The sequence below is a fragment of the Acetobacter sp. UBA5411 genome (assembly GCF_002409645.1).
Lineage (GTDB): Bacteria > Pseudomonadota > Alphaproteobacteria > Acetobacterales > Acetobacteraceae > Acetobacter.
The window spans coordinates 1-23,074 of the sequence record NZ_DHNR01000004.1 but is presented as its reverse complement, the minus strand read 5'-3'; the positions used below and the strand labels follow the sequence as shown (position 1 = coordinate 23,074).

At 56.1% G+C, this 23,074-nt stretch carries 20 protein-coding genes; 15 read left to right on the top strand and 5 right to left on the bottom strand.

The window, feature by feature from the left end; translation table 11 throughout:
• Positions 1-4: 4 nt before the first annotated feature.
• Positions 5-1,447, bottom strand: a complete 1,443-nt coding sequence (locus tag B3759_RS00745; protein ID WP_291362712.1) for a nucleobase:cation symporter-2 family protein — start codon at positions 1,445-1,447, stop codon at positions 5-7.
• A gap of 60 nt (positions 1,448-1,507) precedes the next feature.
• Positions 1,508-2,923, bottom strand: a complete 1,416-nt coding sequence (locus B3759_RS00740) for a flavin-containing monooxygenase (RefSeq protein WP_291362710.1) — start codon at positions 2,921-2,923, stop codon at positions 1,508-1,510.
• A gap of 155 nt (positions 2,924-3,078) precedes the next feature.
• Between B3759_RS00740 and B3759_RS00735 the strand changes: the two genes are divergently transcribed.
• The gene (locus B3759_RS00735) at positions 3,079-3,981 is read left to right on the top strand and encodes a LysR family transcriptional regulator (RefSeq protein WP_291362708.1); all 903 of its coding nucleotides are present in this window, start codon (positions 3,079-3,081) and stop codon (positions 3,979-3,981) included.
• On the opposite strand, the gene hpxZ is transcribed toward B3759_RS00735, so the two are convergent.
• From hpxZ to B3759_RS00720, 3 genes are all read right to left on the bottom strand, one after another.
• Positions 3,976-4,383, bottom strand: coding sequence for an oxalurate catabolism protein HpxZ (hpxZ, locus tag B3759_RS00730; RefSeq protein WP_291362707.1), 408 nt, complete (start codon positions 4,381-4,383; stop codon positions 3,976-3,978). The genes B3759_RS00735 and hpxZ overlap by 6 nt on opposite strands.
• A gap of 11 nt (positions 4,384-4,394) precedes the next feature.
• Positions 4,395-5,870 (bottom strand): OprD family outer membrane porin, encoded by a 1,476-nt coding sequence (locus B3759_RS00725; protein WP_291362705.1) that lies wholly within the window; start codon positions 5,868-5,870, stop codon positions 4,395-4,397.
• 326 nt (positions 5,871-6,196) lie between these two features.
• A complete protein-coding gene (locus B3759_RS00720) occupies positions 6,197-6,403 on the bottom strand; it encodes a hypothetical protein (RefSeq protein WP_291362703.1) in 207 nt (68 codons plus the stop codon).
• A gap of 154 nt (positions 6,404-6,557) precedes the next feature.
• Between B3759_RS00720 and B3759_RS00715 the strand changes: the two genes are divergently transcribed.
• The 14 genes from B3759_RS00715 to B3759_RS00650 form a co-directional block, all read left to right on the top strand.
• Positions 6,558-7,736: a pyridoxal-phosphate-dependent aminotransferase family protein gene (locus B3759_RS00715; protein ID WP_291362757.1), complete on the top strand. Its 1,179-nt coding sequence runs from the start codon at positions 6,558-6,560 to the stop codon at positions 7,734-7,736.
• Between the two features lie 47 nt (positions 7,737-7,783).
• Positions 7,784-7,972: a DUF4089 domain-containing protein gene (locus B3759_RS00710; protein ID WP_018307827.1), complete on the top strand. Its 189-nt coding sequence runs from the start codon at positions 7,784-7,786 to the stop codon at positions 7,970-7,972.
• Positions 7,969-9,345 (top strand): AtzE family amidohydrolase, encoded by a 1,377-nt coding sequence (locus B3759_RS00705; protein WP_291362699.1) that lies wholly within the window; start codon positions 7,969-7,971, stop codon positions 9,343-9,345. The genes B3759_RS00710 and B3759_RS00705 overlap by 4 nt, the downstream gene beginning before the upstream one ends.
• A 474-nt stretch (positions 9,346-9,819) precedes the next feature.
• The gene (locus B3759_RS00700; RefSeq protein ID WP_291362698.1) at positions 9,820-10,803 is read left to right on the top strand and encodes an ABC transporter substrate-binding protein; all 984 of its coding nucleotides are present in this window, start codon (positions 9,820-9,822) and stop codon (positions 10,801-10,803) included.
• A 21-nt stretch (positions 10,804-10,824) separates the two neighbouring features.
• Entirely contained in the window at positions 10,825-11,790 is a 966-nt protein-coding gene (locus tag B3759_RS00695) for an ABC transporter permease (RefSeq protein WP_291362696.1), read from the top strand.
• Positions 11,787-12,701, top strand: coding sequence for an ABC transporter ATP-binding protein (locus tag B3759_RS00690; RefSeq protein ID WP_291362694.1), 915 nt, complete (start codon positions 11,787-11,789; stop codon positions 12,699-12,701). The genes B3759_RS00695 and B3759_RS00690 overlap by 4 nt, the downstream gene beginning before the upstream one ends.
• A gap of 11 nt (positions 12,702-12,712) precedes the next feature.
• Positions 12,713-13,192: a nickel-responsive transcriptional regulator NikR gene (nikR, locus tag B3759_RS00685; RefSeq protein ID WP_291362692.1), complete on the top strand. Its 480-nt coding sequence runs from the start codon at positions 12,713-12,715 to the stop codon at positions 13,190-13,192.
• Positions 13,193-13,231: 39 nt separating this feature from the next.
• Positions 13,232-14,035, top strand: a complete 804-nt coding sequence (locus B3759_RS00680) for an urea amidolyase associated protein UAAP1 (protein ID WP_291362690.1) — start codon at positions 13,232-13,234, stop codon at positions 14,033-14,035.
• 16 nt (positions 14,036-14,051) lie between these two features.
• Positions 14,052-14,696: an urea amidolyase associated protein UAAP2 gene (locus B3759_RS00675; RefSeq protein ID WP_173574673.1), complete on the top strand. Its 645-nt coding sequence runs from the start codon at positions 14,052-14,054 to the stop codon at positions 14,694-14,696.
• An 18-nt stretch (positions 14,697-14,714) separates the two neighbouring features.
• On the top strand, positions 14,715-18,254 hold the full coding sequence (gene uca, locus B3759_RS00670; RefSeq protein ID WP_291362687.1) for an urea carboxylase: 3,540 nt from the start codon (positions 14,715-14,717) through the stop codon (positions 18,252-18,254).
• Positions 18,255-18,295: 41 nt separating this feature from the next.
• Positions 18,296-20,098, top strand: coding sequence for an allophanate hydrolase (gene atzF, locus B3759_RS00665; protein ID WP_291362685.1), 1,803 nt, complete (start codon positions 18,296-18,298; stop codon positions 20,096-20,098).
• Between the two features lie 256 nt (positions 20,099-20,354).
• On the top strand, positions 20,355-20,729 hold the full coding sequence (locus B3759_RS00660; RefSeq protein WP_291362683.1) for a hypothetical protein: 375 nt from the start codon (positions 20,355-20,357) through the stop codon (positions 20,727-20,729).
• A gap of 301 nt (positions 20,730-21,030) precedes the next feature.
• Complete coding sequence (locus B3759_RS00655) at positions 21,031-22,434, top strand: PLP-dependent aminotransferase family protein (RefSeq protein WP_291362681.1); 1,404 nt, start codon at positions 21,031-21,033, stop codon at positions 22,432-22,434.
• A gap of 339 nt (positions 22,435-22,773) precedes the next feature.
• Positions 22,774-23,074 (top strand): MSMEG_0572/Sll0783 family nitrogen starvation response protein (locus B3759_RS00650; RefSeq protein WP_291362679.1); only part of this gene is annotated, 301 nt, incomplete at its 3' end.

Below are 23,074 nucleotides of genomic sequence, written 5' to 3'. Positions count from 1 at the left end.
GGCATCACACCCTATGAATACGTCTGCCGGATCTGGACTCCAGATCGAGCATGTCCGGATCTTGTGAAATCTGCACGCCGACATTCCAGACTTCACCCTCTACAGAAATGGGGGGAGGGTCCTGACGGTTGAAAATGAAATTGAGGACAATCGCAGCAGTCGCGCCCAGAGTGATCCCGCTGCCAAAGATGATTTTCATCCAGGCAGGGAAGTGGTCCGTAATATGTGGCTGGGACACAAGCAACATCCCTAGCCCGAGGCTGGTCCCGACAACCACGGTATTGCCCTGATGCTCGAAATTGACCTGTGAGAGCGCCTGAATCCCCACAACCGCAACAGCACCGAACATGGCGAGAGCCGCTCCGCCCATGACCGGCAAAGGAACGCAGGCCATCATGGCGGCCAGTTTTGGCACACAGCCAAGAATCATCATGATCACGGCTGCTGCTGCGACAACCCACCGGCTCCGGATGCCTGTCAGACGAACCAGACCGACATTCTGGGCAAAGCAGGTGTAGGGAAAGGAATTGAAAATCCCGCCGAGAATGGTGGCTGCTCCATCAGCGCGGATGGCCTGCGTAATTTCCTTTGGCCCGATAGGCTTGTCTACAATTTTTCCGGCTGCATACACGTCTCCGACCGTTTCCAGCATGGCGATCATCATGACGACAATCATTGAGAGAACGGGCATCAGACGGAAAGTCGGAATTCCAAAATAAAGGGGTGTTACCACAGTAAGAGCAGGTGCCGCGGCGACTGTGTCAAATTGGGCGTCGCCCAGCAGCCACGCGAGGGCGGTCCCGCTGATCAATCCCAGTAGTACACTGATTGCCCGCCAGAAACCCGTGAAAAAACGCTGCATGAACAGGATGACAAGCAATGTGCCCAGTCCGTAGGCTACATTTCGCATATTCACGGGATCCTGCATGACGGACGTGCCATGGCCATTGACAATGTCATTGGCTGCTACTGGCAGAAGCGCGATCCCGATCACCAGAATGATCGACCCGGTTACAACGGGCGGAAAGAAGCGAACCAGCTTTGCAAAATGTGGTGCTGCTACAAAGGAAAACAGACCGGCGGCAATGACAGCACCGAAGATCTGCTGCAATCCTTCCACGCCGCCGCCCGCCGACAGACCGATTGTAATCATTGGAGCGACGGCAACAAAGGTGACGCCCTGTAGAAGCGGCATCCTTACCCCGATCGGGCCAAGGCCGACGCATTGCAGGAGGGAAGCTATACCGCAGGTGAACAGATCAGCTTCGATCAGATGCTCCAGCATGTCCCGCGACAATCCCAGCGCACTGGCGAGGAGGATCGGCACGATAACGGCTGACGCATAAAATGTCAGGACATGCTGGAGTCCATAAAACCCAAGCTGCCAGAAGGGAAGAACTTCATCAATCGGATGAACTTCCCTGCTGATTTTTTCTGGTGTTTCCACAGTATATTGTCCCTTGAAAATCCAGCCTCAGTCTGGAACGGGCAGTCCTGTGACTGCCACTCACACTGGTGGTGGTTCCAGGCTGACAAGTTCATCCACCTGATAAGCCAGCAGACTTTTCAGATGCTGATCGCCATCTTCAACGAAGAGATCACGACCGATCGCAAAAGACAGTTTCTCGACACCGAACCGCATGGCGCTCACCGATGCGCCAGACAGTCCCATGCTGGGTGTGGCGGAAAAGGTGAAATTGTGGATGGCGGACAGCATCGGCGCGATGGGGTCTTTCTCATCCTTGGGAAGAAACTGAAATTTCTTTCCCAGATAAGGATAATCACCAAGAACTGCGCTCGGCTCGTCTTCCGGTGCGGTAAAGCGTTCTTTCCAGAGCGCAACATGACCGGCGATGCCTGCCAGTTCAGGGCGCAGCGCCATGTCGATGGTAAAGCCGGTTCCGATGATCAGGAAATCAAACCGCATCTCACCCTTGGGTGTCGTGACAACGATGTCATCGCCATCCCGACTGACGGCTGTCCAAGGCGCGCCGGTATGAAATGCGAAATTCTCATGACGACGGCAGCGCCAGAAAGTATCCTGCGGAGGAGGCTGGTTGAGATCATAGATCCGGCGCATGAAACGCCAGCGGGTGAGGTCCGGCAATTCTGAAAAATAGCTCAGGAATCCAGCATTTTCCATCCAGCGATAAGGATTGACCGAGGGAATTTCCTTCCGTCTCAGGCAGAGATCAACACGAGCAGCACCCATTTCCAGAGCTGTCGCGGCGTTGTCGAAAGCCGATGCTCCTGCTCCCAGAACGCCAATTCTCTTGCCACGCAGTTTTTCAAAATCAATCGGCTGCGATGTGTGAGCATAGCAGGAAGGTGGCAGGACATCGGAAATGAAAGGAGGTACATACCACCGCCCGCCACCGTCGATCCCTGTTGCCAGAACCAGCTTGCGGGCCCAGACGGTTTTCCGCTCTCCGCCTGCACATTCAAAGGACAGACGCAGCAGGCCGTCCTGCCATTCCATGTCCATCAGGCGATGTTCGTTCCGGACAGGCAGTTCCAGCACGTCCCGCACCCAATCGAGATAGGCCTGCCAGTCCTGACGGGAGATCTTGTTCAGATCTTTCCATGCCTGAGCGCCATATTTTGCTTCATACCATGATTGCGGCGTCAGGCTGGGAATGCCCAGATCGGGTCCGGTCACATATTTGGGCGTCCGGAGTGTGAGCATCCGCGCAAAGGTGATCCACGGACCTTCTCCACCGCGTGGAGCGGCGTCGAAAATGCAGCAGTTGGAAATGCCGCGGCGCTTGAGAGCAAAGCACGTCGCGATGCCGCCCTGACCGCCCCCAATGATGGCGACATCCAGAACCTTCTGGCCATCCTTCTCTCGCGGAATACTCCAGTTGCCTGTGGCATACTCAATTTTCTGCAGGTCTGCCTTAACCTGTGCGTCCAGCTGTTCCATTAGGGCTTATCAATCCTCATTGCGCCATCAGAGAAGCTCTATAACGGACATTCCCGGTAGCGCCTGCAACTCTAAAGTTAATGTTTCACAGCCGGAGCGTTCTTGTATATATTTTAATTCAGCATGATGCGTTCGCAGAATGAGAGCAGATCCGGATGCCTGTCTTTTCCCGTTTTCTTCGGTATTTCATGAGTGTCGCCCAGCACGGCTCCATACGGAAAGCGTCCGATGAACTGCACATCGCAGCATCTGCAATCGACCGGCAGATTCTTCAGGGTGAAAGGACGCTTGATACGCTGCTCTTTGAGCGGCTTCCCACGGGTCTGCGTCTGACTGCTGCGGGCGAGTTGCTGCTGACAGCCTGCAATCGCTGGTCACGCGACATGAATACCGTCAGGACGCAGATCGATGGTCTCAAGGGATTGAGACAGGGGGCGGTAGACGTGCTGATCCCCGATGCCCTGACAAAAGGTTTTCTCCCGCAGCTTGTTGGTCGTCTAAGGGAGAGTCATCCGGGGATTGTGGTGAGTCTGCATATCCGGAAAAGCCAGAACATGGGTGAACTTCTAGTCAAGGGGCATGCCGACTTCGCCCTGATGTTCAATCCAAATCACATGCGGGAGCTGGCAGTCCGCATTCACAAGGATGTGCCGCTTGGCTTCCTGTGTCTGCCTTCACATCCTATTGCCAGGATGAAGGAAGGCCCGTTCAGTCTGGCGACAGAATACCCGACCATTATCCCTACGCCCCCGCTCGCTCTTTGGCGTCCGATCGGACTGCTGGAGGCCGAAACAGGGATCAAGATCGCTGCCGTCGCCCGCACGGACAATATCCAGATGATCAAGTCTCTGGTGCAGGAGGGGGTAGGGATCGGCATTCTGAGCTATCTGGATGCCTATGACGAAATTTCCCGTGGACAGCTTGCTTTTGTGAAAATCAATCACAAGAAACTTCTACCCCTCAGCCTTGCTCTCTGCGTGGATCGCTCAAGGCAGCTTTCGGTAGCTGCCCGTCTGATCATGGCGGAAATAGAAACATTCTTCATGCAGAGTCTATGATGCGGCAGGTCCAGCGGCTTCTGACTGTTGCGCCATCAGCGACACATGCGCCGCGATGATTTTCCACTGCCCGTCAATACGCACCCATGTCTGCATCTGCCGGCCTATACGCTGGCTTCCTTCACGCCTGAATTCCAGACTGACGACAGCGATGTCATCACCCATACAGGTGATGTGTCGGCGCAGAACCGTCCGTGGCGGCGAACCGCCCTGTCGCGCACGACGAAATGCGGCAATTTCTTCGCCACCGTAGAGATTTTCCCCGACACCGTAACGGACGACTTCCGGTCCGTCCCAGAAGAAATTGTCCAGCGCCACAACATCGTTATCAGCAAGGGCCTTTTCGTAGCGATCGGCACAGTCTGCGATTTCCCGAACTGTCTTGTCGTTATTGAACTGCATATCTTCCTCCCTCAGTTGTCAGGACCCCCAAACTCATATTGCAGGGTCAGCCGGTTCTCGAAATACTTCTTGTCATGAGTCGGTGAAACCTGAAGGGCGGCAAGTTCGGAAAGACTCAGTCCCTTGAGCGCACCGCCAAAACTGTAGGCTGCGAGAAAGAGATATTCCGACTGATCGATCCTCGGTATGCTGCGCTGTGTCCGCAGATCCATATAGGAATACCGTCCTGCGACAAACCAGTGTTTAGCCGGTGCGCCGGTGATGTTGAGCGCATAGGCATTGCCGCCACCCAGATCCTGTGCGCTGGTCAGGAGCGGTTGTGCAAACAGTGGGCCGGAGGCGACGTTATGGGCATAGGGCGTGACCAGAACGCCATTCCGGAAGGAACCGGCGTGCGGGTCCATCCGGTCGAAACCGAGACTGATGGTCAGGGAGCGTCTTTTCAGGCCGATCTGTGCGCCGCCACCCAGTACATCGACATGTCCGAGAAGCCGACGGCCATCGCCCACCTGACGAAATCCCTGCAATGCAAGAAACGGCTTGAGCTCGCCCTGTGAGCGGATCACCTGTCCTTCGACATAACCGAATTTCGCGTAGTCCTGATAGGTCTGATACCAGCCCTGTGCCGAAATGGCGACCGGGTTTATTTCCCAGCGATGCCCTACGCCTGCGCCCCAGAAGCCGCCGCTTGGCGCATTGCCGATGCTGGAATAGGCATCAAAATCGGAATTGTAATTCGTATGATTCTTGAACGAGTTATACGTGTAGGACTTGTATCGGAACATCTTGAAGACGTGGATGAAATTATCCGCATCGCCGTATCGGGCTGAAATGCCCTGATAAAGCTGCGGCGCCATACGCCAGTCATAAGAGGAGGCAAACGGTACATCGAGCGCCTGATTGCCGCCGACAACCTTCAATCCGTATCCCTCGTACTGGAGATAGGCCTCACCGATCGTCGTCAGATCAGGCGCAAGGTAGGAATTCACCTTGTCCGGATTGTGCGAATGCGCAATGCCACGTTGGAAGAAGGCGCTGACACCGGCTGAGAAACCGTGCCAGGGCAGGGTGTTGTAGCCGATCTTGCCGCCATAGCTGACGGTGTCCTGATTGACGCCCGGAGCATAGAACGCATTGCGTGATGAATAATACAGTGTTCGAAAATACCCTGAAAAATAGCCCTGAATAAACATGTCGGTAAAGGAACGGGCATGATTGTGCTGCTCCTTGCGATCTTCATGCTGCTCCCGCACTTCCTTGTTCTCCTCATCGGGAGACGAGGGCTGCTCGACTTCTTCGCTTGTCTGAAGGGAGCCGGGCGCATCTGTATCGTCGAGCATCGGCCGCATAGCCTGCTTTCCGCCAGTTCCTGATTTGACGGTGACCGCTGCATGGGCGTGAGGGATGAGGTGGATGCCGTTTTTGGTATCTGACAGCCCCCACCAGAACAGGGCCACAATGCACGAGCAGGCGATATAGTCGCGCATCAGGGCACTACCTTCATGTATCGCTGCACACCATCTGTGCGCAGCTACTGACAAACCGTGCTGTGACTGCCCTGTGCACCTGCGGCGTCTCCACATCGAAGCTTTTGCGTTATCGATGCATACAGGGCACCTCGTTCTCTAAAAGAAGCAAAAAAGCACTCCCTCATTGCTTTTTTGCGCATGGGGTCCGCTCTATTAAAAGCAACGAATAATTGTCTTTTTTACTTTTGTGAGAACGGAACTGACTGCCTAAAGTGATTCTGAGCCATCCTCATGCTCAGGCAAGGGATTCACCCTGCTCGACGAAAAGGACACAGAGAGAAGCGTCATGTCTTTTTCATCGGTTTTGCTTTCATCGACAGGTTTTCGAATACTTGGAAAGATTGAGATGTCAGCTTCTGCATCCTTTTTCCGTGTACGGGGTAGCCGACGCGCTGCCTGTCTTTTTCGGCGCGGACTGCTGCGCCTGACTGCGCAAACGCGGAGCAGCGGAAATTGGAGGGATATCTCATTTCAACTTCAGGACGGCTCATTGGCTGTTCTGATGGGAATTCAGTCCAATAAAGTCGTTGAAATAGCTTCCTGCTTCATAAACGAGTTTTCCAATCAACTCATCAAGCCTTTCAGGGAGATGTCAGCGTGACTTCCAGTCTTTTTCGACAGATTGATCCGCCACGCCGCCTCCTCATGGGGCCGGGGCCAATCAACGTCCATCCACGCGTGCTGCGCGCCATGTCGGCCGATATGCTTGGGCAGTTCGATCCCGAAATGACCGAGTATATGAATGAAACCATGTCGCTGTACCGGCAGGTTTTCATGACGGAGAACCGCTGGACCTTTCTCGTGGATGGAACGGCGCGGGCCGGTATCGAAGCCGCCATGGTCTCGCTGGTGGAACCGGGAAGCCGGGTGCTTATTGTACGCGCCGGTAGGTTCGGACTGCTACTTTCGGAAATTGCAGAGCGTCTTGGCGCTGATATCCGCACGCTAGATCTCCCTTGGGGTGAAGTCGCTACCCCGGATCAGATTGAAGAAGCTCTGAAGGAACATCGTCCGCAGGTTTTCGCCTGTATTCACGGCGACACCTCCACCACGATGGCGCAACCTCTGGAAGGGATTGGTGCCCTTTGCCGGAAATATGATGTTCTGTCCTATGTCGATGCCACCGCTACGCTGGGCGGTGTGCCGGTCTGTGTGGATCAATGGGAAATAGATGTTGTGTCCGGGGGATTGCAGAAATGCATGGGTGGACCGCCGGGGTCCGCACCCATCACGATTTCCGACCGGGCAGCGGAGTTCATCATGAGCCGCCGTCATGTCGAGGCCGGTATTCGTGGAGCGGATCAGACAGATGGTGGACGTTCAAGGATCCCTTCGAACTATTTTGATCTCGCCATGATCATGGATTACTGGTCGGAGAAACGGCTCAACCATCATACGGAAGCGACCACCATGCTTTACGGTGCCCGCGAAGCAGCGAGGATCGTGCTGGAGGAAGGGCTTGAGGCCCGCTTCGCCCGTCACAGGAACGCCAGCGGGGCGCTGATTGCGGGGCTGCGCGGCATGGGGCTGTCCATCTTTGGGGATGACGCGCACCGCATGGCCAATGTGACGGGTGTATGGATTCCTGAGGGTATAAACGGCGAGGCCATTCGCTCTGTTATGCGGGATGATTTTGGTATCGAGATCGGCACGGCGTTCGGACCTCTGGCCGGTCGTATCTGGCGGATCGGTACCATGGGGTACAACGCCTGCAAGCCAAACGTACTGACCACGCTGGGGGCTCTGGAAGCGGTGCTGGCTTCCGAGGGGTTTGCGTGTTCGCGAGGCATTGCCGTTGACGCCGCACGTGAGGCGTGGCGCTGATCTTTCTACGGAGTATCGCACAGAGCGTTGAACAGGAAGGTTACGCGATGAAAGAGTCCCAGACTGACTTGACACTGCTTGTTCAGGCCCGCGCCGCAGCGATAGGCCTTGATCTTTCCGATCGCTGTCTGCCCGGCGTGCTGACCAACACGGAGCTGCTTGGCCAGTATGCAGATCTGTTGAACCGTCACGTCTTTTCCGACGAGTGTGAACCGGCTTTCGAGTATGTGCCATGAGAGATCTTTCCCCTCCTGGCGCACTGGAACTCGCGACCTCAATCCGTACAGGAGAGAGGACCGCTCGTGATGTGGTTGAAGCCACGCTGGAAACCCTGTCCAGCAAGGATCGGTCTATCCACAGTGTCACGCATCTGTTTTCCGAAGAGGCCTGCCGGCAGGCTGATGCTGTCGACGCTCTCCGGAAGCGGGGAGAGACGCTTCCTCCTCTGGCGGGCGTGCCCTTTGGCGTGAAGGATCTCTTTGACATTGCAGATCATGTCACCACGGCGGGATCGATCGTTCTGCGCAGTAACCCACCTGCAAAACAGGATGCGGCTGTCGTGCAACGCCTGCGGCAGGCCGGAGCCATTCCTGTCGCAACACTGAACATGGATGAGTTTGCCTACGGATTTGCAACGGAGAATGCCCATTACGGCACGACGCTGAACCCGCATGACACATCGCGCATGGCCGGAGGGTCTTCTGGCGGGTCTGCTGCTGCGGTAGCGGCAGGGTTTCTTCCTCTTTCTCTGGGCTCGGACACCAATGGGTCGATCCGTATTCCTGCCTCTTTGTGCGGAGTGTGGGGGCTGAAACCCACGTTTGGACGTCTTCCCAGAGAGGGGGCCTATCCTTTTGCGGCCAGTCTGGATGTTGTTGGTCCTTTTGCCAGAAATATCTCTGATCTGGCGGCAAGTTTTTACATTATGGACGGAGGCGACAGAATCCCGGAGCCCGCCGTCGCAGGATCATGGGAGACGCTGCGCATTGCGCGTCTGGAAGACTGGTTTGCCGACAATCTGTCCGAACCGATGGTCAGGGCTCTTGAAAGCGTCTGTGCTGCGCTGGATGTGACACGCACGGTTTCCCTGCCGGAAGTCGCAATCGCCCGCGCGAGTTCTTTTCTGATTACAGCAGCGGAAGGCGGCAATCTTCATCTGCCCCGCCTGAAAGAGCAGGCCGATTCCTATGATCCGGCGACGCGGGACCGTCTGCTGGCGGGTGCGATGCTTCCCGCAGACACCTATCTCAAGGCGCAACGCTTTCGTCGCTGGTTCCGCGAGCAGATCCATGCCGTGTTCCGAGACGAAGCTGACGTGCTGATTGCGCCAGCCGTGATGGGGGAGGCGCCAAAACTGGATGAGCCTACTGTCACTGTGGGAGGAAAGGTCGTTTCTGCACGCGCCAATCTCGGCCTGTTTACCCAGCCTCTCAGCCTGCCCGGGGTGCCCGTCCTGACGGTGCCTGTGCTGGTGTCGAAAGGGCTGCCTCTCGGTCTCCAGTTTGTTGCGGCACCGGGATGTGAAGATAAACTGTTCAGGGTTGCCTGGCATCTGGAGCGTGCCGGACTGGCAGGATGCCGGCTTCCGAAGTGTGCAGGGACGGTGTGATTTTGTTTCCCGCTCTCCACCAGAATGTGTGGAAAACATAGGCTGAAGTGAGAAGAGACTTCGTTGCGGCTGTGGGTGGACGGGCTGGCTGGTCCACCTAGGTTTCATAATTCTCTCGAAAATAAAAAGATAATTCTGATCTTTCTCCTATGGATGCTTTCAGGGCAGGAAACCTGTCCTGATTTTCGTGCAGAACGGGTCTTTATCGGCTGGAAGCCATGCGAGTAGGTGCTTTACCGGCATCCCGTAAGATCGATTGTTGTAATGTCCGGATGGGTGAGTATCGCTGCCGGATATGCACAATCTTCAATCCGACGAAAAATTTCTTCTGACAGAAAGATTACAAAATCAGACTGTTAGCGTGCACAGAAGCTTTTTGTTGCATGACGGGAACATTTTTATGTTGCAACTAATGGGGTTCCATCAGAGAATGAGTAATACGATTTAGTCGATTCGTATTACTGGAGGCTGACCATGCACCTGCTCTCGCTTCTTCGAAAAACTCTGCTGGCGGGCGTATGCGTCGCAGCGACGCTTTCTTCCGCCTCCGCGGCGACACTGAAGATTGGTTACAGTGACTGGCCCGGCTGGGTTGCCTGGCAGGTGGCGATCGACAAGGGGTGGTTGAAAGAAGCGGGGGTCGATGCGGACTTCCAGTGGTTCGATTACAGCGCCTCATTGGACGCATTTTCGGCTCACAAACTCGATGCAGTCATGGCGACCAACGGTGATGCATTGGTCACGGGAGCCAATGGCCACAAAGGGGAAATGATCCTCGCCACCGATTACTCCGACGGCAATGACATGGTAGTGGCCCAGCCCGGCATCACCGACATGAAAGGCCTCAAGGGCAAATCCGTCGCGGTTGAGGAAGGGCTGGTTGATCATCTCCTTCTGCTCACAGGATTGGAAAAAGCTGGCCTGAGCGAGAAAGATGTGAAACTGGTCAATACCAAGACCAATGAAACACCACAGGTGCTCGCGTCAGGTGAAGTGGCTGCCGTCGCAGCCTGGCAGCCCAATGCTGGTCAGGCTCTGCATATGGTGCCCGGTGCCCGTCCCATATTCACTTCTCACGAAGCGCCCGGCCTGATCTATGACACCATCGTCGTGGATCCGCAGTCCCTTCATGACAACCGTGATCAGTGGCAGAAGCTGGTCGGTGTCTGGGATCACGTCGTCTCCTACATCAAGGATCCGAAAACTCAACCTGACGCATTGCGTATCATGGCGACAAGAACGGGTGTTGCTCCCGAGGCTTACAAGCGTTTTCTCAAGGGGACGCATCTGCTGACGGTCGCTGACGACAAGGTTGTGTTTACGAAGAAAGAAGGCCTGAGCTCGCTCTATGGTTCTTCCTCTGTCTCTGATTCCTTCAATGTTCGTTACAGCGTCTACAAGACTCCGCAAAATGTAGACAGCTACATCGACCCGTCTTTCGTGGCGGCTGTGAAATAACGCTGAGGCAGGAGAACCGCCATGCAGGGTCTTGCCGCTTCATGGAGATTATACGGCCGGACTGACGGTGTATCCCGTGGGGTTTTCGGTGTTCTGGCGGTCCTGCTGCCCTTGCTGGCTTGGAGTGCTGTCAGTTACCTACCGTTTGTATGGCATCCGCAGGTGCTCATCACCGATCCGGGTGGCGAGGACTATCTGGAATCAGGCATGCGGATGAACCGCGCTGATTTCAGTCGTGCCGTGACCGAGATGCAGGCAAAAAATGAGCCTGTTCCGCAAGGGATTGCCGCAAATCCAGTCTATCTTCCGTCTCCGGGCGAGGTGCTGACAGCTTTTGTCCACGCCTTCACGTCTTCGGCTCCCACGGGGGCTGAACACTCCATCACGCAGGCTTTCGGGCACAGTATCCAGATCATTTTTTGGGGTTTCCTCATCTCTTCCCTGATAGGCGTGCCGCTGGGAGTGATGTGTGGCGCCTTGCCGGGACTGGCGCGACTTGTTGAGCCCTCGGTTGATTTCTTCCGTTATCTGCCAGCTCCCGCTTTCGGCGCACTCGCTGTCGCCATTCTGGGCATTTATGACGCGCCAAAAATCGCGATCATCGTTATTGGCACGCTGTTTCAGCAGATTCTTGTGATTGCCAACACCACACGCAAGCTGGATTTCGCGCTGATTGAAGCGTCCCGCACGCTTGGAGCGAAAGGGCTGAAGCTGCTCTTTCGGGTGGTGATACCGGGCATTCTGCCGGATATTTATCGCGACCAGCGTATTCTTCTGGGCTGGGCCTGGACATATCTGATCGTGGCTGAGCTGATCGGCACATCTTCCGGCATCACGTGGTTCATCACGCAGCAGGCGCGCTACCAGCATTTCGATAATGTCTATGCAGCGATGGCCATCATTGGAATCGCAGGGCTTGGCACGGACATGGTTCTCGGTCTGCTGGGACGCCGGTTCTTTGCCTGGAAAAGGGAGATCGACGGATGACTGAACACCAGCTTCCCGACTATCGCACGCTTCCGGCAGATGTTGCTGAACGCATGGACCAGATCAGACAGCGTGAGTATGTGCTGGAAATCGACCATGTCGGAAAGGTCTTCGCGCAGAAGCGCCATCAGACTGTAGCGCTTGAAGATATCGAGTTTGGCGTTCACAGGCGCGAATTTGTCTGCGTCGTAGGTCCGTCTGGCTGCGGTAAATCGACGCTGATCCGTATTCTGGCTGGCCTTGAGGAGACAACCACAGGCCGTATTCTCGTGGATGGAAAGCCTGTGAACGGTCCGGGTCCGGATCGTGGCATGGTGTTCCAGAAATACACGCTGTTTCCGTGGCTGGATGTCTGCCGCAACGTCATGTTCGGCATTGAAATGGGTGGCACAGAACGCGCGGAGGCCCGCCGGCAGGCCATGCAGTGGCTACAGGTTGTAGGGCTGGAGCAGTTCGCCGCGTCCTTCCCGCATCAGCTTTCAGGCGGCATGCAGCAGCGTGTGGCCATTGCCCGTGCGCTGGCCGCGCGCCCACGCGTTTTGCTGATGGATGAATCTTTCAGCGCGCTGGACGCCCAGACCCGCCTGAAGATGCAGAACTATCTGATGGAGATCTGGCGCAAGATCGACATCACTATTGTGTTCATCACGCACGATCTGGACGAGGCCATTTATCTGGCTGATCGGATACTCGTGCTCAAACCCCGCCCCGGCAGGGTGGAGGAGGTCATTGAAGTGCCGCTGTCCCGACCGCGTCGGGCGGCACAGATGATGTCCGACGAATTCCTGGCGACCAAAGCCCATCTGGAGGGGCTGATCCGTTCCTTCGGTGGTAACACCGAAGAAACGGATGAGGGAGCGGATGATTTCACCATGCCGCTCCTTACCCTCGTAACAGACAAGGCTGAGTAGGAAGCGCGGCAATGAGTAGTCGGGAAACAAAGGAACAGGTCAGTCGTGTGAGCATTTCGCTGCCACCCGGTATCCTGCAGGAACTGGATGCCATGGTGGCGGAGAAGGGCTACGCCAGTCGGTCTCAGGCCATTCAGAACATCCTGCATCAGGAGCTTATGGCTTCAAGGAATGACTGCGCGGATGAACTGATGGCTGGTGTTATCATCCTTTTCTATAACAATGCAGCAACCGGACTTTCCCAGAAACTTGCTGAGCTGCAATACGAAAACCTTGCAGAAGTCATCAGCTCCCTGCACGTCAACCTTGTGCGTCGTCAGACGCTCGAGGTTCTTCTCGTACAGGGGAAGGTCAAAAAACTTCAGGAAATCGCGGATCAGTTCATGACGCAGTCAGGTGTTATTTCCGGAAAGCTTCACCTCATTGCGTCACTCATTCCGCCGGTTCACGAGAAGGGGCGTCCCCCCACGCTCGACATAACGCCGTGCTGAACGGCATTTTTCGGATTACTCCATAAAAAGGAGCGTTTCATGCAGATCGATCAACAGACACCAGAGTGGTATCGCGCCCGCTACAACCAGCTCCGCGATCAGGCCCTTCTTACTGAAAATGCCGCACGTCCTGCCTTTACGCCTATCGAGATGACTGAAAGCAGTGTGCTGCACCGTGAAACCATTCCGGGTGGTTGGTACTGGAGCACGCTTCTGCCGCGCGGACAGGCTCTGCGTCTGATCAACACATCAGGCAATAACGGTGTTTCTGTCGGCTTGTGGAATGCGGACGATCTCAGCGAACGCTACAACGCCGGTGACACCATCAAGCTGCAATGGACGACCTGTCTGACGACCGGACGTGTTCTGTTCTCTGACATGGGGCGTGTGCTCGCTTCCATCATCGGTGATTCCTGCGGTTTCAGTGATACGCTGGTGGGGGGCAGCACACCGCAGAGTAACGCCCGGAATTTCGGAAATGAAGGTTTGCGTAACACCCGCAACAACCTGCGTCTGATCGCTGGCAAGAATGGAATGGCGCAGCACGATGTCACTTCCTGCATTACTTTCTTCTCGCACATCAGCACGCAGGCGGATGGCAGCTTCCGCTGGATTGAGGGCGATGTCCGGCCCGGCGATCATGTCGATCTGCGTTCGGAGATGAATCTTCTCGTCGCTGTCTCAAATTGTCCGCATCCACTCGCGCCGGAAAAGACCTTTGCCCCCGGACCGATTGAAGCTGTGCGCTGGCAGGCTCCCGCCATAAAGCCGGATGATCTGTGCCGGACATTCTGTGAAGAAGCCCGCCGTGGCTTCGAAAATACCGACCCTCTCTTTGTCTGATCCGGGAGTTCTATCGATGCCAGAATACGATATCAGCAAGGTCTTCTCGACCATCACCCTCGATCAGGTCGTGGCTGCTCGCGTGCCCTGGTCCGGCGTGGTTCGCAAGGGACAGGTCCTCCGCATCATCGATCTTGAAAGCCAGCAGGCAGTAGATGCGCTTTTCTACAATGCCCATGCCTATCACGAGCGTTATAGTGCGCAGGATACGCTTGTAAATCAGGGAGCAGCCTATATCGGCAAGGGCGGTCGGCTGTTTTCCAATGAGGGCAATGTGCTCATGACCGTTGTGGAAGACACATGCGGGCGTCATGACACGCTGGCCGGTGCATGCAGCTGTGAATCCAACACGGTGCGCTTTGGTCATGAGACGAAATACATGCATGCATGTCGTGAAAACTTCCTTCTGGAAGTGGAAAAATACGGCATGAGCAAGCGCGATATCGTCAACAACGTCAATTTCTTCATGAATGTTCCCATCATGCAGAATGGCGAACTGGTGATTGATGACGGCCTGTCCGCGCCCGGTGGTTTTGTCGATCTGCGCGCCGAGATGGATACGCTCGTCGTGGTGTCGAACTGCCCGCAGGTCAACAATCCCTGCAACGGCTTCACACCTACTCCCATCCGCGTGGTCATCGGCGACCCCGCTTCCATCTGACCCATCGGAAGATCAGTCATGTTCAGCAAGGTCCTCATCGCCAACCGTGGAGAAATTGTCCGGCGTGTCAGCCGGACCCTCCGGCACATGAACATCGCTTCCGTGGCGGTATGCTCGGAAGCCGATCGCTTTACGCCTCCCGTGCTGGAGGCTGATGAGTCGGTGCTGATCGGTCCGGCAGCGGTGACGGACAGTTATCTGAACATGGATGCCATTCTGGACGCCTGCGCCAGAACAGGAGCACAGGCTGTCCACCCCGGTTACGGTTTTCTGAGTGAACGGGCCGAATTTGCCGAAAAACTGGCTGAACGTGGCATCCGTTTCATGGGGCCGCGTCCGGAGCATATGCGGGCGTTCGGTCTCAAGCATACCGCCCGCGATCTGGCCAGGCAGAACAATGTGCCGCTTCTGCCGGGCTCCGATATTCTCAGTACGGCTGATGAGGCCGCAGTTGAAGCTCAGCGCATCGGCTATCCTGTCATGCTCAAGAGCACGGCGGGCGGCGGTGGCATTGGCATGCAGGTCTGTCACAACGAAGCGGAACTGCGTGACTGCTTCGCCGCAGTGTCCCGCATGGGCGGCAACAACTTTGGTGATGCCCGTGTCTTTTTGGAAAAGTTCATTGCTTTCGCACGCCATGTTGAAGTGCAGATCTTCGGTGACGGTAAAGGCAACATTCTCACGCTGGGCGAACGTGACTGTTCTCTCCAGCGGCGCAATCAGAAGGTTATCGAAGAAACACCGGCTCCCGGCCTGTCGGATGCGACACGCAAGGGACTGCGTGAAGCAGCCCGTGCCCTGTGCTCCGCGGTCGCGTATGAATCTGCGGGCACGGTGGAGTTTATTTACGACACCGAAAGCGGCGAATTCTATTTCCTTGAGGTGAATACGCGCCTTCAGGTCGAACACTGCGTCACTGAGGAAGTGTTCGGGATCGACCTTGTCGAATGGATGGTGCGTCAGGCGGATGGCAGTCTGGTCCTGCCATCTCAGGACAGCCTGATCCCGCAGGGCGCAGCCGTGGAAGCCCGCGTGTATGCCGAGAACCCTGCGGAAAATTTCCGTCCTTCGACGGGACGCCTGACCGAAGTGCAGTTCCCGGCGAATGTGCGTGTGGATGGTTGGATCGAGACCGGCACGGAAGTAACGCCCTATTATGATCCGATGCTGGCCAAGGTCATCGCACGGGGAGCCACGCGTGAAGAAGCCTTTCGTAACCTCAATGAAGCGCTGACGGCGACGCGCATCGGGGGGCTGGAAAGCAATCTCGATTACCTGCGCGCCATCACCGCCGCACCTGCCGTTCTGGCGGGAGAAGTATTTACTGGCCTGCTCAACAGCTTTGCCTATACGCCCACCACAATCGAGGTCATCGCGCCGGGGCTTCAGTCTACGGTGCAGGATTGGCCGGGACGGATCGGCTACTGGGACGTGGGCGTGCCTCCCAATGGTCCGATGGACGATCGCAGTTTCCGTCTGGCCAATCGCATTGTCGGCAATGCCGAGGGTGTGGCCGCTCTGGAGTTCACTGTTTCCGGCCCGGTTCTCCGTTTCAACGCGCCTGCCACCATCGGTCTTGCCGGGGCGTTCATGCCCGCGACAATGGATGGCAAGGAAATCCCTTACTGGGAGCCGATCGAGGTAAAGGCCGGACAGGTTCTGTCACTGGGGCAGATCAAGGGGGCGGGACATCGCACCTATCTCGCCATTCGTGGTGGCATTGATGCGCCGCTTTATCTCGGATCGCGTTCTACATTCATGCTCGGTCAGTTCGGTGGTCATGCAACCGGACAGCTGCGCACCGGCGATGTTCTGAGACTTGCCGCGCCTCTGGCAGATGCGCCAGAGACCACCACCATCCCGTTGGAAGACCGTCCGGCGCTGACGCAGACATGGGAACTGGGTGTGCTGTACGGCCCGCATGGTGCACCGGATTTCTTCCGTGACGAGGATATCGCTGAGCTGTTTTCCAGTGAATACGAGGTTCACTTCAACAGCGCTCGCACGGGTGTGCGTTTGATCGGACCAAAACCACGCTGGGCGCGCACGGACGGAGGCGAGGCCGGGCTCCATCCTTCCAACATTCACGACAATGCCTACGCCATCGGCGCTATCGACTTTACCGGCGACATGCCGATCCTGCTGGGTCCTGATGGCCCAAGCCTCGGTGGTTTTGTCTGTCCCGCCGTGCTCACACGCGACGAGTTGTGGAAAATGGGGCAGCTCCATCCCGGCGACAAGGTGCGTTTCCGTCGCGTGCAGCCTGAACCGTTGAAGCTGCCATTCCTGAGCGCTCCTGTGACAGGCGACAGCCCCATCCTGTTCCGTTCGGAAGGTGAAATTCCGGTCGTGTATCGTCGTGCGGGCGACAGCTATCTGCTGCTCGAATTCGGTCCCCCGGAACTGGACGTGACGTTGCGTCTGCGTGCCCAGCTTGTACTGGAGCGTCTGAAAACCGAAGCTGTGGATGGCATCATTGACCTGACGCCGGGCATCCGGTCTTTGCAGGTCCATTACAATCCCGACGTCATCAGCCTGTCAGCCCTTCTGGAAATCCTGCACGGTATCGAGCAGGCGCTTCCATCAGGCGACGATGATATCGTGGTGCCAAGCCGTATCGTATATCTGCCGGTCTCTTGGGATGACGAGCAGGCGCGATTGGCCATGCAGCGTTATCAGGAGCTCGTGCGTCCCAACGCGCCATGGTGCCCCTCCAACATCGAGTTCATCCGCCGCATCAATGGTCTGCCGTCGATTGATGCCGTCAAGGACATCATCTTTAACGCCTCCTATCTCGTAATGGGACTGGGTGATGTCTATCTCGGCGCACCTGTCGCCACTCCGATCGACCCGCGTCACAGGCTTGTGACGACCAAATACAATCCAGCCCGTACATGGACGCCTGACAACGTGGTGGGCATTGGCGGCAGCTATATGTGCATCTACGGGATGGAAGGACCGGGTGGCTACCAGCTTTTTGGTCGCACCACACAGGTCTGGAACACATGGCGCACAACGGATGTGTTTCATGAAGGCACGCCTTGGCTTCTCAGGTTTTTCGATCAGATCCGTTTCTATCCCGTTTCACATGACGAACTGATGGAGGCCCGCGCCGCTTTTCCGTATGGCCGTTTCTCCGTGAAGATCGAGGAAACGCGGTTCAGTCTACGGGAGTATCGCGCCTTTCTTGAAGCCAACAAAGACGAGATCGAAGCGGCCCGCAATCGTCAGCAGGCGGCCTTTGAGGCCGAACGACAGGACTGGATCGCCAAAGGTCTCGACACATTCGAGGAAGAAACGAATGACAGTCAGGCTGACGAATCCCTGCTCCCCGAAGGTCACATGGGCGTGGACAGTCCGGTGCCCGGCAGTGTGTGGCAGCTTCCCGTCAATGTGGGCGACCATGTGAAAGTTGGGGACACCGTCGCCATCATTGAATCCATGAAGACCGAGATGAAGATCGTTTCGCCTGCAAACGGCGTCATTACGGATATTCTCTGCCGCAAGGGGCGGGAAGTGCGTGGTGGCGAGCGCATCATGGTTGTGCGCACAGACTGATACTTCCGAATAATCCGCCGCTGACAGAACAGGAAAAAATCATGACCTTGCCAAACATGTTGCAGATAACACCCCTGCTTTCCGCCTGTCGCGCCGGAACGCTGACGCCCACAGACATTGTGCGTGAAGTTGCCGCACGTGCTGACGCTTATGCCGCCAAGGATCCAGCGGTCTGGATCAGTCGCGTGCCAATGGAGAAGCTACTAGCGCGCGCTGCTGAACTGGAAAAACTGCCTGCTGCTGACCTGCCACTTTACGGTATTCCTTTTGCGGTAAAGGATAATATTGACGTCGCAGGTCTACCGACGACGGCAGCCTGTCCGACCTTTGCCTATGAACCGAGCGAAAGTGCCGAAGTGATCAAGCGGCTGGAAGCAGCCGGAGCCATTGTCATAGGCAAGACCAATCTCGATCAGTTTGCGACTGGTCTTGTTGGAATGCGATCGCCCTATGGCCAACCGCATTGCGTGTTCAATGCGGACTATGTTTCGGGCGGTTCAAGCTCCGGCTCTGCTGTGGCTGTGGCAGCGGGACTGGTGTCGTTTTCGCTCGGAACGGATACGGCGGGATCAGGCCGCGTTCCTGCAGCGTTCAACAATATCGTTGGTCTCAAACCATCGAGAGGTGTTATCAGCACCTATGGTCTTGTTCCAGCATGTGAATCCCTCGACTGTATCTCGGTTTTTGCAGGATTAACGTCTGACGCATGGGAAGTCGAACGAGTAGCTGGTGCTGCGGATGCGCGGGCTCCTTTTTCGCGGACTCTCTTGCCACGTTCGCTGCCGTTCACGACGTTCCGTTTCGGAGTTCTGCCGGAGAGCGAGCGCTTTTTTGATGGCAACGAAGCGAATGCCGCTCTCTATGCTCAGGCCATAAAGCGTCTTGAACAGCTTGGAGGCACGCCTGTCGAACTGGATTTCGCGCCGCTCAAGGAAACGGCAGCATTACTCTACAGCGGACCGTTCGTTGTGGAACGTCTTGCTGCGATAAAGGATTTCTATCACTCCCATCGCAAGGATATGGATCCGACCGTGGGAACTATTCTTGATGGTGCGGCAAACTATACGGCCACAGATGTTTTCGACGGGATCTATCGTCAGCATGCGTTGCAGCAGATTGCACAACGGATGTGGGATAAGTTCGATGTCATGCTGTTGCCAACCGCACCACGCATCGTCACGAAACAGGAAGTCATCGAGCAGCCTATTGCCGCCAACAGTCTGCTTGGTGCCTATACCAATTTCGTAAATCTACTTGATATGGCTGCCTGTGCTGTACCTGCGGGTTTTGCACCCGATGGTCTGCCCTTTGGTGTGACATTCGTCTCACCAGCCTTCACCGATGAAGATCTGGCTGCTCTTGCTGGACGTTTTCATGAAGCGCTGGGAGAAGGTATCGGCGTTGCACGCACTGAAAAGCCTGCCGTCTCTGAAAAACAGGACGGTCCATCCTCTGAAAGAGTGCTTCTGGCGGTGGTTGGAGCTCATCTGAAAGGTTTCCCGCTACACTGGCAGCTTGAAAAGGAGCATGCCGTTCTGCGGGAAACGACGCTAACGGCATTCGATTACAGGCTGTTTGCCCTGCCTGATGCGACACCACCGAAGCCGGGTCTTGTGCGGGAACGAGGCTTTGCTGGCGCGGGCCTGGAAGTCGAAGTTTATGAACTGGATGCCGCCGGTTTTGGACGGTTCGTCGCGTCCGTTCCGCAGCCCATGTCCATCGGGCGCATTACACTATCGGATGGCAAGGAAGTCTGTGGTTTTCTCTGCAGTGAAGCCGTCGCCCGAAGTGGCACGGACATTACCGCGACCGGTGGCTGGCGTTCCTACATGCAGGAGAAGTGAAGCATGCGGTCGTTCCGGCAGGACAGGGACATCGCGGACTTTACCTGCCAGCAGATCAGGTCATGGAGTATTCAGTGCTGGAGTGATTACGAAAATCCATGTGATTGTCGATGCTGAGGAAAGGAGGTCGCCCTGTCCCTGACGCCCGGACAGAGAGCGGAAATCTCCCGTTTCCGCTGGGGGTTTTCAAAAATATGCTTCTCAGGCGATGTCTTGTCTTGGGCAACGCTCTGCCTAGTGAAGCTTATCTTCGTGCATGTCTGAACAGGACAAGTTTGTTCGTCAGTATCTGAATGCGCTCGCCGGGGATTACCGGGCACAGCAGAACGTCGCATTCAGCTTTTCTCTCACCGATGGATATGGCGGTCCTGTCGTTACAAACTTGGTTCATGTCTGTGCATGGGCAAAAGTAATTTCTGCCAGCGGTTGTCCATATATGACAGTAAATGACCAGTCTTCCATGGTCATAAAATGCTCAGATTTGCGTCCTATGGATCAACAGTCAGAAACTGCCCGCGCTATCGCTATTCAGACGCAAATAAAGAACGCACACGTAAAACGTGTCGCAGTTCCTGAAATAGAATACAGCCCTGAATCTGGAAAAGACGAAACAGAGGTCGACCAGGAGTAAGGAGGTTCCTCTTTGTATTCTTACCAGGCGAGACTAATAGATACCCAAGTGGCTTCTGGACCTCGTCCGATACACTCCCTGCACCTCAGCTAAAAGTCCAAAACCTGCCCCGTCGCGCCAACCGCCTTGTTGATAATTTTTTCTCGGCTACATTGGCCCGGCCTCCCGCCAGAATATATTTCCGGTCAATATGGGTCTGACCTTCATCGGTGAATATTCAACCTCATTGATATCATGATTGCGCTGATTGTATGGCGTATGGTGAAATGGAATTTCATCAAATGTATGGAAATCCCATCCCATGTCCGCATACCCCTATCTCGCCCACTGGAAAGAAGAGATCAGCCGAAGCCCGAATGCGATCTACCTGACGATCGCGGACGCGCTGGCTCTTTCCATCCGCAAGGGGGATCTGCGGGAAGGGGACAGGTTGCCGCCACAGCGAACGATTGCGGAATATCTCGGTACCAATCTGACGACTGTGACCCGGGCGTTCACCGAAGCTCGTCGGCGCAGTCTGATTGACGCAACGGTCGGCCGGGGCACCTTCGTTCGTGTTGGTGCCGGGGAGAGCCATTGGCGCCATACGGGACCGGCTGTGGTCGATCTGACCATGAATTTGCCGCCGATCCCGCAGGATCCGCCTCTGCAACGGATCATCCAGAGTGACATTACCGCTATCCTGAAGCAGCAGGATCTGAACAGCCTGATGTCCTACCGGGTGACGGGCGGCACTCTGGAGGAGCGTCAACTCGGCGCGAAATGGATCGCGCCCGTCATCGGGCAGAGGCGTACGGATGAAATCCTTGTCTCACCGGGTGCCCAGAGTGCGCTTGCGGCGATTGTCAGCACACATACCCAGCCCGGCGATGTGATTGTCACTGACCGCATTGCCTATCCCGGTATCCGGACCATCGCGGCGCAGTTCGATCTTATTCTGGTCGGTGTGGACAGTGATATGGAAGGCATGATGCCGGACCAGCTTGATCGGGTCTGCGCCGAGCATCATCCCCGACTGCTCTACTGCATCCCGACCATTCACAATCCCACCACGGCCACGATGTCCCTGCAACGGCGCAAGGACATCCTGAAGGTCACCCAGCACCATCATCTGCATATTGCTGAAGACGATCCATACAGTCTTCTGATGGACAATCCGCTGCCTGCGCTGGCGGCTCTCGACCATAGTCGCGTCAGCTATGTGGCTACTCTTGCCAAGACGCTCAGTCCGGGCCTGCGCACAGCATATGTCGCCCTGCCCAACGCGGACATGACCCGGCGCGTTACGGCGGCGATCCGGGCGATTGCGCTCACCAATGCCGGTCTGCTCAGTGCGCTCACGGCACGGTGGATGCAGACAGGGCAGGCGCATACAATTCTGCACGCCATTCAGAAGGAACTGCGTCTGCGCCAGTCGATTGCCCGGAAGGTGCTGGGGGCAGGGCACTGCATGAACCCCGACGGACCGCATGTCTGGCTAAAACTGCCGGACTGGTGGGGTAGCGCGGATTTCGTCGCCTATGCTCGCAGGCGCGGTCTGGCGCTGGTGCCCAGCACCGTTTTTGCCATCAGCGGTGAGCCCCCGCAGCGGGCACGGATCGCCTTGGGCAGTGCACCTGACGCCGGAAGCCTTGAGGAATCCCTGCATGGGGTCCTGTCAGTCCTGCAGCACAAGCGTTCTCCCGGTTTTGCCGATATTGTGTGACCTGACAGCACGATCAGGAATGGTCGGAATCGCCTGATTCCCAGAGGCTGTTCGCGACCGCGCGAAAAACAAAATCGCTTTCGGTTCACGAATGCGTGAAATGAATATCCTTACAAAACAAATAGGTATTCAATTTTCTCCCGATTGTCATGCTCGTTAATACTTTTTGTATGGATCTGTCTTGGGTGGAAACAGGTTTATCACATGCTTTGCGTCGTTTGTCATGCATAGATCAGGCATACAATATTTTGTCTCCCCGTCATCCCATGTCACGTTCGCTTCGGCAAAGCGGTCAGCTCCGGCTTCTCGCTGGAGACCGCAGCACACGGGAGACATACCATGCCGAAAGTCGAACACGCTCCGCATAAAGATGGCGATTGCTTCGTCAATTATGAAAACAAGGTTTTCGAGGACGTCAAAGCCAAACCCGGCGAAAAAGCCCTTATCACCTTCCACACCGTCGCCAATGAAGGCTCGGTCGGGTTCGTAAATCTTCTGCAAGCCACTCGTCTGATCCGAAAAGGGTTTGAAACGTCAGTGCTGCTGTATGGACCGGGTGTCACCCTTGGTGTGCAGCGCGGCTTTCCCCGTCTGGGCGACGAAGCCTTTCCGGGGCACATGAACTGCAACAAGCAGATCG

Bases quoted from the DNA above. Each gene is read 5' to 3' on its own strand.
- B3759_RS00740 (WP_291362710.1), bottom strand. From the start codon at position 2,923: ATGGAACAGCTGGACGCACAGGTTAAGGCAGACCTGCAGAAAATTGAG.
- B3759_RS00735 (WP_291362708.1), top strand. From the start codon at position 3,079: ATGCCTGTCTTTTCCCGTTTTCTTCGGTATTTCATGAGTGTCGCCCAG.
- hpxZ (WP_291362707.1), bottom strand. From the start codon at position 4,383: ATGCAGTTCAATAACGACAAGACAGTTCGGGAAATCGCAGACTGTGCC.
- B3759_RS00725 (WP_291362705.1), bottom strand. From the start codon at position 5,870: ATGCGCGACTATATCGCCTGCTCGTGCATTGTGGCCCTGTTCTGGTGG.
- B3759_RS00720 (WP_291362703.1), bottom strand. From the start codon at position 6,403: ATGAGCCGTCCTGAAGTTGAAATGAGATATCCCTCCAATTTCCGCTGC.
- B3759_RS00715 (WP_291362757.1), top strand. From the start codon at position 6,558: ATGGGGCCGGGGCCAATCAACGTCCATCCACGCGTGCTGCGCGCCATG.
- B3759_RS00710 (WP_018307827.1), top strand. From the start codon at position 7,784: ATGAAAGAGTCCCAGACTGACTTGACACTGCTTGTTCAGGCCCGCGCC.
- B3759_RS00705 (WP_291362699.1), top strand. From the start codon at position 7,969: ATGAGAGATCTTTCCCCTCCTGGCGCACTGGAACTCGCGACCTCAATC.
- B3759_RS00700 (WP_291362698.1), top strand. From the start codon at position 9,820: ATGCACCTGCTCTCGCTTCTTCGAAAAACTCTGCTGGCGGGCGTATGC.
- B3759_RS00695 (WP_291362696.1), top strand. From the start codon at position 10,825: ATGCAGGGTCTTGCCGCTTCATGGAGATTATACGGCCGGACTGACGGT.
- B3759_RS00690 (WP_291362694.1), top strand. From the start codon at position 11,787: ATGACTGAACACCAGCTTCCCGACTATCGCACGCTTCCGGCAGATGTT.
- nikR (WP_291362692.1), top strand. From the start codon at position 12,713: ATGAGTAGTCGGGAAACAAAGGAACAGGTCAGTCGTGTGAGCATTTCG.
- B3759_RS00680 (WP_291362690.1), top strand. From the start codon at position 13,232: ATGCAGATCGATCAACAGACACCAGAGTGGTATCGCGCCCGCTACAAC.
- B3759_RS00675 (WP_173574673.1), top strand. From the start codon at position 14,052: ATGCCAGAATACGATATCAGCAAGGTCTTCTCGACCATCACCCTCGAT.
- uca (WP_291362687.1), top strand. From the start codon at position 14,715: ATGTTCAGCAAGGTCCTCATCGCCAACCGTGGAGAAATTGTCCGGCGT.
- atzF (WP_291362685.1), top strand. From the start codon at position 18,296: ATGACCTTGCCAAACATGTTGCAGATAACACCCCTGCTTTCCGCCTGT.
- B3759_RS00660 (WP_291362683.1), top strand. From the start codon at position 20,355: ATGTCTGAACAGGACAAGTTTGTTCGTCAGTATCTGAATGCGCTCGCC.
- B3759_RS00655 (WP_291362681.1), top strand. From the start codon at position 21,031: ATGTCCGCATACCCCTATCTCGCCCACTGGAAAGAAGAGATCAGCCGA.